This is a genomic window from Moorena sp. SIO4A1 (genome assembly GCF_010672065.1).
Lineage (GTDB): Bacteria > Cyanobacteriota > Cyanobacteriia > Cyanobacteriales > Coleofasciculaceae > Moorena.
On the sequence record NZ_JAAHHX010000029.1, the window covers coordinates 33,706 to 46,993 of the forward strand.

Annotated in this window: 13 protein-coding genes; all 13 read left to right on the forward strand. The window is 42.8% G+C overall.

The genetic code is table 11. From position 1 onward, the window contains the following. Window positions 1-4 precede the first annotated feature (4 nt). Window positions 5-1,609 (forward strand): HlyD family efflux transporter periplasmic adaptor subunit, encoded by a 1,605-nt coding sequence (locus tag F6K53_RS19780; protein ID WP_293068154.1) that lies wholly within the window; start codon window positions 5-7, stop codon window positions 1,607-1,609. Window positions 1,610-1,778: 169 nt separating this feature from the next. Then, entirely contained in the window at window positions 1,779-2,213 is a 435-nt protein-coding gene (locus F6K53_RS19785; RefSeq protein WP_293038909.1) for a HetP family heterocyst commitment protein, read from the forward strand. Between the two features lie 1,111 nt (window positions 2,214-3,324). Next, entirely contained in the window at window positions 3,325-3,657 is a 333-nt protein-coding gene (locus F6K53_RS19790) for a hypothetical protein (protein ID WP_293038913.1), read from the forward strand. Window positions 3,658-3,735: 78 nt separating this feature from the next. After that, a complete protein-coding gene (locus F6K53_RS19795) occupies window positions 3,736-4,071 on the forward strand; it encodes a hypothetical protein (protein WP_293038915.1) in 336 nt (111 codons plus the stop codon). Between the two features lie 562 nt (window positions 4,072-4,633). Then, window positions 4,634-4,966: a hypothetical protein gene (locus F6K53_RS19800; protein ID WP_287249001.1), complete on the forward strand. Its 333-nt coding sequence runs from the start codon at window positions 4,634-4,636 to the stop codon at window positions 4,964-4,966. Between the two features lie 284 nt (window positions 4,967-5,250). Continuing rightward, on the forward strand, window positions 5,251-5,538 hold the full coding sequence (locus tag F6K53_RS19805; RefSeq protein ID WP_293068146.1) for a hypothetical protein: 288 nt from the start codon (window positions 5,251-5,253) through the stop codon (window positions 5,536-5,538). A 305-nt stretch (window positions 5,539-5,843) separates the two neighbouring features. Next, window positions 5,844-6,131 carry a hypothetical protein gene (locus F6K53_RS19810; RefSeq protein WP_293047321.1) on the forward strand — a complete coding sequence of 96 codons (288 nt, stop codon included), beginning with the start codon at window positions 5,844-5,846 and terminating at the stop codon, window positions 6,129-6,131. Window positions 6,132-6,376: 245 nt separating this feature from the next. Further along, complete coding sequence (locus tag F6K53_RS19815; RefSeq protein ID WP_293047323.1) at window positions 6,377-6,673, forward strand: hypothetical protein; 297 nt, start codon at window positions 6,377-6,379, stop codon at window positions 6,671-6,673. Window positions 6,674-6,924: 251 nt separating this feature from the next. Next, complete coding sequence (locus F6K53_RS19820) at window positions 6,925-7,683, forward strand: peptidylprolyl isomerase (RefSeq protein WP_293068142.1); 759 nt, start codon at window positions 6,925-6,927, stop codon at window positions 7,681-7,683. Between the two features lie 161 nt (window positions 7,684-7,844). Beyond that, window positions 7,845-8,036: a hypothetical protein gene (locus F6K53_RS19825; RefSeq protein ID WP_293024708.1), complete on the forward strand. Its 192-nt coding sequence runs from the start codon at window positions 7,845-7,847 to the stop codon at window positions 8,034-8,036. Next, entirely contained in the window at window positions 8,017-8,217 is a 201-nt protein-coding gene (locus F6K53_RS19830) for a hypothetical protein (RefSeq protein WP_293024706.1), read from the forward strand. Before F6K53_RS19825 ends, F6K53_RS19830 begins: the two co-directional genes overlap by 20 nt. Then, entirely contained in the window at window positions 8,218-8,562 is a 345-nt protein-coding gene (locus F6K53_RS19835) for a hypothetical protein (RefSeq protein WP_293068139.1), read from the forward strand. It begins immediately after the preceding gene. Between the two features lie 1,289 nt (window positions 8,563-9,851). Then, entirely contained in the window at window positions 9,852-13,064 is a 3,213-nt protein-coding gene (locus tag F6K53_RS19840) for a peptidase domain-containing ABC transporter (RefSeq protein ID WP_293068136.1), read from the forward strand. Window positions 13,065-13,288 lie beyond the last annotated feature (224 nt).

A 13,288-nucleotide genomic window follows, 5' to 3' on the forward strand; every position in this document is an offset into this window, starting at 1 on the left:
CACCATGACACAAGCAAAACCAATCAACTCCCCACCTGAGGCGGCTACGAGTCGTCAGGGTAACGTCGTTTTAATGCCATCAGGTCGCCTGAGACCTGATTATGACCAAGAGCCTGTAGCCTCACCCAGCACAGAGGTAGGAACCAATACTGCCAATGCTCCTAGTACGTCCAAATGGTCAACCTCCATACAAACTACCCTTGACCAGCCTCCGGCGAACCTTCCCCGGCTGCTGATGTTGGGTGGGTTAAGCTTCTGTACGATATTTGTGGCTTGGGCAACGTTTGGGCAGATTGATGAAGTCGGTAAAGCTCATGGAAGCTTAGTGCCAAAAGGGGACGTTTATAAAGTTGACCCGATTGAGCCAGGGAAGATTGCTAGTATTAAGGTCAAAGAAGGGCAAGCGGTTAAAGCTGGGGAAGTCTTGGTGGAACTGGATACAGAGCTTGCTACTCAGGAAGTAGAGCGTTTAGAGAAAGTGCTTAATGCCGACCGGATTAAGTTAGTTCAGATGCAAGGACTGCTTGAAAGAACCCGTCTGGAAGCAGAAACTCGTGAGCAGATTACCCAAGCAGAAGTTCAAGCACAACAAGCTGCGATCGCACGAGCACAAGCTAGTGCATCGGCAATTAGACAACAAATCATTCAACATCAGTTAGCTAAAGCCGCTAATCGCGAACGATTACAACGGATGAAGCTGGTGCAGGCGACAGCCCAAGAACTGCTCCAGCAACGGCGGGCTAATGTAGTGGCTCTTAAAGAACGACTCGATAATCTTAAGCCTCTGTTGGCAGAAGGAGCAATCTCCAAAGAACAGGTATTTCAAGCAGAACAAAGCTTTCGTGCTAGCCAAAGTGCTGTTACCGAAAGCAAACTGCAAGAGGGTTTGAGTACTCGCGAACAAATCTTTCAAGCTCAGCAAAGTATACGCGATCGCGAAGCGGCGACTAGTCAAAGCCAAGGTGAGCTACAACAAACTTTAGCAGAGATCAAACGACTAGAGGCAGAATTAGAGCATCGGCAAGCGACGGGACGCACCACTCGCCTAGAAGCACAGCAGAAAATTCAACAGTTGGAAGTGGAACTGACCCAAATCAAAGCTAGAATTTCTGAAAATGAAACCCTGGTCAATACTGCTAAAACCAGGCTCAAACAGAAGTTTCTTAAAGCGCCAGTGGATGGGATAATATCTTCCCTCAACATTTCTAATACTGGTCAAGTCGTGCAACCGGGACATAGCATCGCCGAAATCGCTCCTCAAGGTGCCCCCCTAGTGCTATCGGCAAGTTTGCCTACTCGCGAGGCAGGGTTTATTAACGAAGGAATGCCGGTGCAAGTGAAATTTGATGCCTATCCCTATCAGGATTACGGCATCATCAAAGGCACGGTGATTTCCATTTCTTCCGATGCTAAAGCTGATCAAGTAATGGGTTCAGTCTATAAGGTGAAAGTGTCCCTTGACCGTGACTATGTGATTGAAGATGATGAAATCATCCGGTTTAAGGCTGGTCAGACCGCCAATGCTGACATCATCATCCGCCGCCGTCGGATTATCGATTTCTTATTGGATCCGATGCGACAGCTGCAAAAAAGTGGCATCGATCTATAGTGCTCTGTTGTCTCATTTTCATCACTGACTGATCGTTTTCCGTTGACGGTTAACAGTTGACCGTTAATTCTTAGTAGTCAACTTGCTAGTAATTCCTTGAAATCTGCAAGTTAACTGCACCCGACCTTATAAACTATTGACCTTTAGACTTACAGGATCAGAAATAACCATGACCTATCGTATTCCTTCTGCCAATACCAAGCTCGACAAAGTGATGGATACCGATAAGTTTAGCGAGATCGAGGAAGCCATCCTTGATGGCAAGTATTCTTGGGCTTGTGTGTTGATGCTACGCTTTGCGGGCCATAACCCCCTAGACTACATGCCTTCTAGAACCTACAGCCGCTTGCTCAAACAAAACCGGGATATGATCTTACAGAAGCAAGCTAGTATGATGAACAATGGCACTAAAGCCTTGAATGCACGGAAGCGTTTGAGCCAGATCAAAGATCTGGCTTATGTAGAGAAGCTTGGCAAGAAAACCTCACAGGTCCACGGTGGGGATCAAGAACAGCAGTTGATCGCTGAACTGGAAGAAGAGGAATCCATGCTCAAGAAATTAGCGGATTATTTACGGCGAGACTGTTTGGTTTCCCTGTGGTGAGCAGGTGTAATCATTTTCCTACCCATGCTCCTTGTCATTACCACTACTGCTTAGCACTACACCGGATCAGACTAAGCCTGTGGTCAAACTAATTCATTAAGAACTGCCTTGTCCGTGTTGATGGACGAGGCGTTTTTTGATCTGATCACAGACCGGTATGAAACAGCCCTAGGAAAGATAGCCCTAGTAAAAATAGCCCTAGTAAAAACAGCCCTAGTACTTTGTCAATTTAGTTTTGAGGGTTAGGGCTAGGTGGCACGGTTAATGGTTAAGCGGGCCTAATCTAAGGGGTTTAAGCGTGGCTAATCCCTAGTTAACCTAAGTTCGACGTAACCCTGAAAGCCTTAATCTACCCTAGTTGCCCAACCCTTGTATTTCTTACTCTTTCGTCAAGCGATCGCTTATATCGAACTCAGGTTATACCAATTCTTAGCCCTCACAGGGCTACACATTATTAATTTAATCTCCCCATCTCCCCATCTCCCCACACTTCCCACACGCCCCACACGCCCCCTCTCCTCACACTTCCCACACTCCCTGCTCCCTGCTCCCTGCTCCCTGTTCCCTGCTCCGCTGTTCCCTTTGCTATTAACTAATGACTCAACATCCCACGGACTTTAGCACCTACTTTAGTTGTGGGATGATTCAACCATCAATATCAAGCCAAAGTGGCGTTCATTTTTTTAATTAGATTAGATATAATAACCCGCTCATTACTAATAATTTACTTCAATAAAACCTCATCAACATTACCCATCTCTTTGAACTAATTCAGAATCGGTTACTAGTCACTCTTTAGTTGTGGGAGGAGTCAAGCATCAATCTCAAGTCAAAGTGGCGTTCATTTTTTTTTATATTAGATATAATGACAAGTTTGTTCATAATAATTTACTTGACTAAAACCCCATAAATATTACCAATATCTTTGAAATAATCCAGAATTGGTTACTGCTGACTACATCCTTTTAGTAAATCCAGTGATTTTCAAAAAAGAAAAGCTTGAAGCCAAATTGGCGAGACATGCCTAGGGGAATATGGATATAGTTATATCAACAGCTAAAACAAAGCTGCTCCACAGAAATAAAATCAACAACAAAGAAGGAGAAAATCAATGCTTATTTCTGATCTAAACCATCTAGAATCCGTTGATGCTAGCCAAGTTCAAGGTGGTACTACTATTGCTGGAATCACATTCAACAACAATGTCACCAGCGTTTTCAACACCACCAGCACCATCACCGAAACTGAAGTTTTCAATACCAGCATTACTTCTAGCGTAGACATTAATGGTATTACCGCTTCAGGTGGTACTACATCTGAAGGTTCTAGCGATCAAGGTAATAACGTTGCTACTAAGCAAGAAAGCGTCTTCATCACTATTGAGCAAGGTGGAGTAACTGGTTCCAAGTCTGTAGGTCTTGGCTTCTCTGGTATCAGCCGTTAGTAATTAATCACGAAAAGTTTCTGATTAATTAGTTTCTAAATCTCGATTCATCATCAACAACCAACAAGGAGAAAATCAATGCTTATTTCTGACTTAAACCATCTAGAATCCGTTGACGCTAGCCAAGTTCAAGGTGGTACTACTATTGCTGGAATCACATTCAACAACAATGTCACCAGCGTTTTCAACACCAGCAGCACCATCACCGAAACTGAAGTTTTCGATACCAGCATTACCTCTAGCGTAGACATTAATGGTATTACCGCTTCAGGTGGTACTACATCTGAAGGTTCTAGCGATGCAGGTAATAACGTTGCTACTAAGCAAGAAAGCGTCTTCATCACTATTGAGCAAGGTGGAGTAACTGGTTCCAAGTCCGTAGGTATTGGCTTCTCTGGAATCAGCCGTCATTAATTAATCAGGACAAGTTACTAATTAAGTAATTTGTAAACCTCGATTCATTATTCAGGGTAAACGCATCTTATTTTGAAATGCCTACTGGATATGAGATTCATATGATAAGTATTTTAACTTATTAAGTTTGAAATCTTTTCTGAGTAACGTTTCTATAATTTAGATGCGTTTGCCTTGATTCATTATTAACAATAAAGGCTCTCCTAGACTGATTATAGTAAATTAGTAGTTTAAATGAGCTTAACCCCTTAAATAGCAAGGGATTCAATAAACTAAAAATACATTGTCTTGATGCAGTCGCTCATGGTTTGAATTTACCGTAAGATAGGGTCGCCTTATTAAAAAATAGTTAACCCTTTTCTGCATAACCTGCTAACTATAAAGGCTCCACTATCTAAGGTTTTGTCTCCGGGGGAAACCCCCAAGACCGCGCTGCATCGCTTTTATTAAAATTGCATTTTTAAATTACTCAAGAGCTTACTAAGCAAGGACTATGGCGATTATTTTGTACTAATTTATCATAGCCACTCTAGGAGAGCCACAATAAAAAAGGAGAAAATCAATGCTTATTTCTGATCTAAACCATCTAGAATCCGTTGACGCTAGCCAAGTTCAAGGTGGTACTACTATTGCTGGAATCACATTCAACAACAATGTCAACAGCGTTTTCAACACCACCAGCAACATCACCGAAACCGAAATTTTCAATACCAGCATTATCTCTCGTGTAGACATTAATGGTATTACCGCTTCAGGTGGTGTTACATCTGAAGCTTCTAGCGATAAAGGTAATAACGTTGCTACTAAGCAAGAAAGCGTCTTCATCACTATTGAGCAAGGTGGAGTAACTGGTTCCAAGTCTGTAGGTATTGGCTTCTCTGCTATCAGCCGTTAGTACTTAATCAGGAACTTTTTGTGATTAAGTAATTTGTAACCCTGGGTGTCTTCATATCCTAATATAATGCATTAAATTCAATTATATATCAAGATTATTACAATCATTTTTATGTGGGAATAACTCATTTTTTTGACTTCAATATACTAAATTATCAGTAGTTATATCAAACCGTAATTAAATAGGTTGATTGCCAAATTAGCGAGACAATAATTTTGAAAAAGGATAGTTTAATTGAAGTGTAATTTAAGCATTTTGATTAACAAAAAGGAGATAAATAAATAATGATTATTTCTGATCTAAATCATTTAGAAACTATTGCTGAAGACCCCAAAGTTGTGGGTGGCTCTGGCTACTACCAACCTTACTTACCTTTCGGATTTAACAAATTTATCAACGTCGGTATTGACATTGAAGAGAACGTAGCTACGATTGATGGCCGCGCACAAGCCTTTGGTGAGGAGACCTTCACTAACGTCACTGGCAGTACTACCACTACTGAGCATGGTTCTCAATCTACCCTAAGTACAATATCTGTTAGTTCTTCTAAGAATAAGAAGCATTATTACTAAAACGGCTTAGAGTAATCGTTGAGACTTAAGGCTATCAATGCTGCGGAAAGATGAAGCAAAAATCAGTAACATCTTTCCGCAGCATTAATCACAATGGGAGCATCCCATTTTTGTGAATTGGTAGTGGAAGCATTTTGCTTGTGGTGAGTAAAATAAGGACGTAATTGGTAGTGGGAGCATCTTGCTCGGTACTTACAGAAAACGGTGCTCCCAATTTATCATATTTAGTTGCTTTTATATTTAGTTGCTTTTAAATGCTCCCAATCACAATTAACTATTACCTAATTTGACCAGGAGAATCATTCATGAAAATTTCTGAATTAGAATATTTCGAGCTAAAGGTAAAAGACCACCCTATTTTAGGTGGTTTTGTTTTTACTAATGCTCAAGCCTTAGCTGGTCCTGGCATTGCTACCGCTAATGGTAAGGCCGATGCTTTCGGTCAGCATACCGATACATCGGTAAAAGGCTTTACCGATGTAGACCAGTTCTTTTCTGAAGCTAGGGCAAGAGCTGAGGCTAGGGCTAGGGATCGTTTTTACTCGGGTCATTCTGTCTACGATGCCTTTGCGATTTATGGTTTCATTGGGTAACTCAACAAATATATAGCAGTTCTTATTTGGGTGAGGTACTTTGCTTATTATTTTAAGGCAAAAGGCAACAGGCAACAGGCAACAGCGCTGCATCGCTTTTATGATAATTATTTTATCAATTATTGTCCGCTGAGCCTAAGTTATCCGATACGAAGTTACCGAATTATGCCAAAAATATAGTTAATTTTTCACTAATTAAAATTGTTTTTAACTCGTTCCATTAGTAACAAAGGAGGTTAACGATTATGTTTGATAGCTTTGATTTATGGGCTTTACCTGGCTCATTTACAACGATGAAGGCTAGTCGTTCTACAATTATATCTGTATCGGAAGTAAATTCTGAAGCAGCAAGTACTATGACTAATGCCATGAGCATCGATCCTGATGGAAACATGGCTACGAGTGCAGTGCAAGCATCTGCTAGTAAAGCCACAAACACTGCGGGTATTGTTGAAGCTAGCGCTGGTACTGATAACTTCTCAGCACCTGATATTCAGGAACCTTTTTTCATGAGATTTAACTTCTTTAGCAGATACTTCTGAAGCTATAAGCTTAATAAAATCTAATCTAGCTTCTGTGTGCTGGCTTCAAAACGGGGATTGAGGGGCGAGGTGTTTTGATTGAGGTATAAGTCTAAACTCTAGGTTTGACTGTCAAATACTCCCCCCTCAATTCGGCAACTTGGCAGAGGTTAGGAATTGCTTTTTGTATGATGATAATAGTCAGAGGGTTGACTCAGCTGAATCTGACCAAGACTGTAAGTAGTTCCAATTATAGTTCATAATCGGGTGTAATGGTTGACCTTTCCAAAGCATCGGTGACTCCAGAGGAAATTATGTACTCCTTGAAAAAGGAGATACATCTCAAGGGCATCTGTCAAAAAGTTTTGTATCAACGAGTTATCAATAAAGCAGCTCAAGAAAGAGGGATAACAGTCTCACCAGAAGACGTGCAAGCTCAGGCGGATGAGATCCGTTATGCCAATCGTTTGGAAAAGGCAGCAGAAACATTGGCTTGGCTGGCAGATCAGATGGTGACAGCAGAGGATTGGGAAGCGGGAATTAGCGATCGCTTGCTTGCCCAAAAGCTTGCTGAGTCCTTATTTTCTAAGGATGTCGAAAAAAGCTTTGCTCAAAATCGACTGGACTTTGAGCAAGTGTTGGTTTATCAAATTCTGGTGGATTCTGAGGAAATTGCTCTGGAGCTTTTCTATCAGATTGAAGAAGGAGAAATCAGTTTTTATGAAGCTGCTCATTTCTATGATATAGACCCAGAAAGGCAGCGACGGTGTGGCTATGAAGGAAAGTTGCATCGCTGGAGTTTTAAGCCTGAGATAGCTGCCGTTATCTTTAGTGTTCAGCCAGGAGAAGTGACTCATCCCCTGCAAACCGAACAAGGATATCATCTTTTCTTAGTTGAAGAATTTATTCCAGCTGAATTAACCGAAGAAAAGTCTAAAGAAATTTTACAGAGTATGTTTCAAGAGTGGCTCAATAGTGAAGTTAACTATATGATCCATAGTGAACTTAGTACCATCAATACTGGGGAATAATCCCAATGCTATTAATGGTTTTAGAGAGCAGGGAGCTAAGGCCGTGGGCCACGCTTACTGGCAGAGCCAGACGCTGCGCGAACGCGAACGGAGCTTCGGAGCAGGGGTAATAAAATTGAATCTACCTAATAACTAAAATTACTAACTAGAGTGATGTAACCATGAAACGTTCCCAGACAATCATAAAATGGATAGTTTCACCAGATGGTACGGTTGTAGTCCAAGCCGAAAGTACAGCAACTGCCTCTGGGGATGAAGCAACCATTATTCAAGAGGTTACTGTCAAAAGAGACTCTATTGCCAGAATTTATAGCAGAAGTTCATCCTCTTGCTATGCTTCTTCTAGTAAGTAGTTTACCGATAGCATTTCTAAATCAATTATACAAAATAATTACCGTTTTTGACCTTGTCTTGAGTAAGCATTTAGCTATCAGCTTTGGGCTTTGGCCTATGGCCACGCTACGGGAATGGCCACGCTACTTGAGGTGCTATCAGCTTTGGGTCTGTGGCCAACGGCTGACAGCTGACTGCTGAATGCTTACGGCTATAGTCCCATTGGTAAACAAAAATCTATTTCTCAAACCAGTAGAAAAGGAAGAAGAGTCAATCCGCATCGGAGTTTGGGAACAAGACAAAAGATTTGAATATACCTTGAAAGTGGGAACTTACAACACCAACAGTTATCTTCGTTTGATGGAATGGCAAGCACAAAAAGCGATGAAGCGATTATTTGAGACAGGAAAGCCCACAGTGATTATTCACGATAACGCTTCAATCCATCGTGCCAAGGTAGTTCAACAACGTCATCAAATTTGGTCAAAACAAGGACCCACGCATCTTTTTTCTTCCTCCTTATTCTCCTCAAATGAACCGTATTGAAGACCAAGGGCTACATCTCAAACGTCAAGAATTGGGTAGTTATGTATTTGAGGATGAATACGACCAACGCTTTAGCAATTATTGAGGGGATGGAAAATCGGGGTCAACAGGGAAATTATACTGTTGAACGTTTGATGTTTAATTAAGTGGAGCTACTTAACTATTGATTAACTTATAGCAAGTCCGGAGGATGAGTGATGATTAACAATATCCACGTTCTTCCCTCCCCTTACTTCTCCCCATCTCCCGATCAGTTTTAATGATTTAGTATTAAGGGTCGATGATATGACGACCAGATAGGGAGTATGGTGCTCTGTAAGCTGGCGAATTTAAGTTGGCGAATTATTGATGGGTATAACCCCTAGGGTAATTGATAAACCGTATCACACTATAGCGGTTTTTAAGCTAGTAAGGTACAAGTTTTTGGGTTTATAGGGAGCAGGGAGCAGGGACTTCGGAGCAGTAAAGTCAGAAGAAAGAAAAGGTAAAAAATCCTGTGTACCTCATTAGGCTAAAAACCGCTATATCACGAATCACAAAGCTTCTCTAGGAGCTGAGACATTGCTGTACTTGTGAATTTTGTTTAAAGTTTATAGTAAAATTTAATGAAGAGTTGGTAAAGTACTTGTGAAACTATTGATAACTACTAAACTGATTATATGAGTTTAGTAAAAATGTTAGGAAAACTTGACAACTCTATCTGGCTGGTTAACTTCAATCTGGCGACTTAACTTCAATAAGATTTTCTAAAATTTTATTGAAGTTCCCTTAAAAACCGTGAATTTATTGTGAAAACAACTTGACAGCACCAATTTACTTCACATAGGATTATTCCGGAGATTGTCCATGGGTTTACTGGTAAGGAATATGTAGAAAAGATTTGAATTTTTAAGAAATATGTAAAGATATTGAGTTTTCAGCGGAAAAAACTCATAATTGATTTCACAAGCTTTTTATGAAGTTACCTAAAAAAGGGCGATTAGCCTCCCCGAGCAAGGGTGACCATCAAATTATTACTTATTACCTGGATTAGCTGGGATGGCTTAGGTGGCATAAAACGGCAAACACTTGTTGGATGCCACAGTACTCCTAAGTCAACTCCTAAGTCAACCCCAGGGAACACTACTGGAACTATCACTAGGTCAAAAGGGAGAGCAGAGTCTATGTGAATACCCAGAGTACTGTTTGAACAATCAAGAATCGTGCCAATCAAATGGGGCCGAAGACTCCACCTAACCATGGCGCTAGTCAAGACAAGGTAAAACTAACTAAAGAAGGGGTTCTACCTAATGCATCAGAAAACGGTCGGTTTAGAAAAATCAGGGCAACCACCAGATTACCTTGGCCAATACCCGACCCAGAAATCTTCCGAGGTTATTGAACACCTAATCGCGAACTGGTTGGATAAGACGCTATCAAAGACACTATTACCAGAATTTAGTCAATCCTTCCAAATTCATAACTTTGATCTAGGTGATAAAATTATATCCTATCCTAGACGGGAGTTAAGCCAAGATTCTGTTCAAAATGAACCAAATAAGTATTTTTACGTCGTCTGTGGCGGGCGGGTGCGGCTGCTAAGCTTTGATGAGGAAAAACAGCGGGACGTATCGGTACAGGTTCTTGAAGAGGGGGCAACCTTTGGGGCTGAGGAACTGTTGTGCAACCTATCTTATCCTTACCAAGCGATCGCAGCGAGTTCAGGAAAGATTGCTCGGATCTCCTTAGCGGAACTGCAATCTTGGTTAGAAAAGCTACCGGAGTGGCTCGAACACCTACAGCAACAAGCTCAGCACCGGCAACGCTTGATTTTCTTCAAGACCTTGACAGAATTGCGATCGCTTGACAGCATCACCCTACAGCAATTGTTGCCCTACCTGGTAGACACACGGATTTCCGCTGGGGAGTCCTTAGTTGAGTCTGGCCAAGTCGGTCGTTACTGGCTACGTAGTGGTCAGATTGCAAGGGGTGGAGTTGAAGAGAATTGCCCACTAACCATTGCCATTGGCGAAAGTTGGGGCTATCCTCAGCCAGTACCGGAAGATTGGATTGCCCAAAGCGATTTATGGGTAACCTATCTCCCTCAGGAACATTGGGACACTGCCCAAGCCCTGGTACCGGTGCTGGCAAGGTTGAGTCCACAGACGGGTCAAAGCTCTGAAAATGGACACCAGAAATCAGACGCCACTAGCGCCATAGTTCACCAAATCCGTAATCAGCCGGGTCACAGAGTACCGCTAATTCCATCCAACCCCCCTAGCAATGGAAATGGTGAAACACAAAGTAACTCGACCCAGGCTGAGTCTAAACTGATCCCATTTCCCGTACCGACGAAGCGACCTTTTCTTCAGGGGTTGTGGCAACGCTATCCCTTCATTGAACAGCAATCGTCTTCAGATTGTGGCGCTGCTTGCTTGGCAATGATTGGACGTTACTGGGGCAAACGATTTAGCTTGAATTCCCTACGGAATCTGGCAGGGGTGGGGCGTTCTGGGTCATCCCTGAAAGGGTTAGCCAGAGCATCAGAAACCTTGGGATTTCAAGCTACTCCAGTTAGAGCGTCTTTAGCTCGCCTAGCGGATCGGAGTAACCCCTGGATTGCTCACTGGCAAGGTGATCATTATATAGTTGTCTATTGGGTCAAAGGGGAGAAGGTACTTGTTGCGGATCCAGCTGTAGGAAAGCGATCGCTTTCTCGACAACAATTTCTAGAGGGTTGGACAGGATATGCGCTGCTGTTGAATCCCACTCCCCAGCTAGCAGGGACTCCTAATCAAAAGATTTCTCTGAATCGCTTTTGGGGATTGCTATGGCCCCATCGCACAGTCCTGTTGCAAATTATCCTAGCTTCCCTACTGCTCCAGGTTTTTGGTCTGATTACCCCCCTGTTTACCCAAATCATTTTGGATCAGGTGGTGGTTAACAAAAGTGTTGTTACCCTCAATGTGTTTGCCATTGGTCTAGTCATCTTTGGCCTTTGGAGCATAGGCTTGAGTGTCACCAGACGCTACCTGCTGGATTACTTTTCCAATCGACTCAGTCTTACCTTTGTCAGTGGCTTTATTAAGCATACCCTCACACTACCCCTGAAGTTTTTTGAATCCCGCCAGGTGGGGGACATCCTAACCCGAGTCCAGGAAACTGGTAAAATTCAGGCGTTCCTCACTCAGCAAGCCATTGCCACTTGGCTGGATGTGGTAATGATGTTTGTCTATGTGGGGCTGATGCTCTACTACAACTGGCACCTAACCTTGCTGGTGCTGGCAACGATTGTACCGATTGCGATTTTGACCATACTTGCCAGTCCATTTCTACGCCAAGTGTCCAGGGAAATCTTTAAAGAAGCAGCGGCACAAAACTCCCTGTTAGTAGAAATGATGTCGGGAGTAGCAACTGTCAAAGCAGCAGCCTCTGAACAAGAGGTGCGCTGGCGCTGGGAAGACCGCCTCACGGGTCAGTTGAATATGGTATTCAAAGGACAGAACTTGGCCAACGGCTTAGGGTCAGTCAGTGGCTTGATTAATAACCTCAGCGGCACGGCTTTACTGTGGTTCGGGGCTAGTCTGGTAATTCAGGAACAGCTCACAATTGGTCAGTTTGTGGCATTTAATATGCTCATTGGTCGGGTGATTAGCCCGATTTTGTCTTTGGTGGGACTTTGGGATGAATTCCAAGAAATCTTGGTATCGGTGGAACGGCTCGATGATGTCTTGACCACCCAGCCAGAAGAGAATACCCAAAAACCCCTGATGCCATTGCCCGCGATCGCGGGGCATGTCCAGTTTGACAATGTCAGCTTTCGCTATAGTGAGGATGATGAACAATACACCCTTCAAAACATTTCCTTCGAGGTTGCCCCTGGAAAGACCATAGCCATTGTCGGACGCAGTGGCTCGGGCAAAAGTACCTTGGTAAAGCTGCTCCAAGGACTCTATCAGCCAACTACAGGCCGTATTTTGATTGATAGCCACGACATCCGACATGTTTCTCCCCAGTCTTTACGCTCTCAATTAGGTGTGGTACCCCAAGAATGCTTTTTGTTTTCAGGGACGATCTTAGAGAACATCACCTTATACAAACCCGAGTATAGCCTCGAACAAGGGGTAGAAGTTGCCAAATTGGCTGAAGCTCATGTGTTTATTCAAAACCTGCCCCTGGGATACAACACCAAGGTTGGGGAGAGAGGGTCTAACCTGTCTGGGGGACAACGGCAACGGATTGCGATCGCCCGAGCCTTGCTGGGTAACCCCAAGATTATGATTCTCGATGAAGCGACTAGCTCCCTAGATACAGAATCCGAGCGACGTTTTCAACAAAATTTAGCTCGCATTAGTCGCGATCGCACTACCTTCATCATTGCCCACCGTCTTTCTACGGTGCGCAATGCTGACTCTATACTCGTCCTCGACCAAGGTCTGATCGCAGAGCGCGGTACCCACGAGGAACTCATGGCTGAGAAAGGTCTGTACTACCACCTAGCCCAGCAGCAGCTGGATCTTTAACCCTGGCATTTATGAAATTTATCAATTTTTTGCTTAAAAAATAGCTCTTGGGGTGATTAGGGTTGATCAGTATATCGCCCACAGGGTAAGCCCAAGAAAAATTTAGCAAAAATGTGATACGGGGCAAAAATTATGACCATATTCAGCCTTGCTTATTAGGACTATTGAATTTTATTATCAATAATGTTGAGAATAATGGCTCCTTATTGATTCTTGTATTTTCC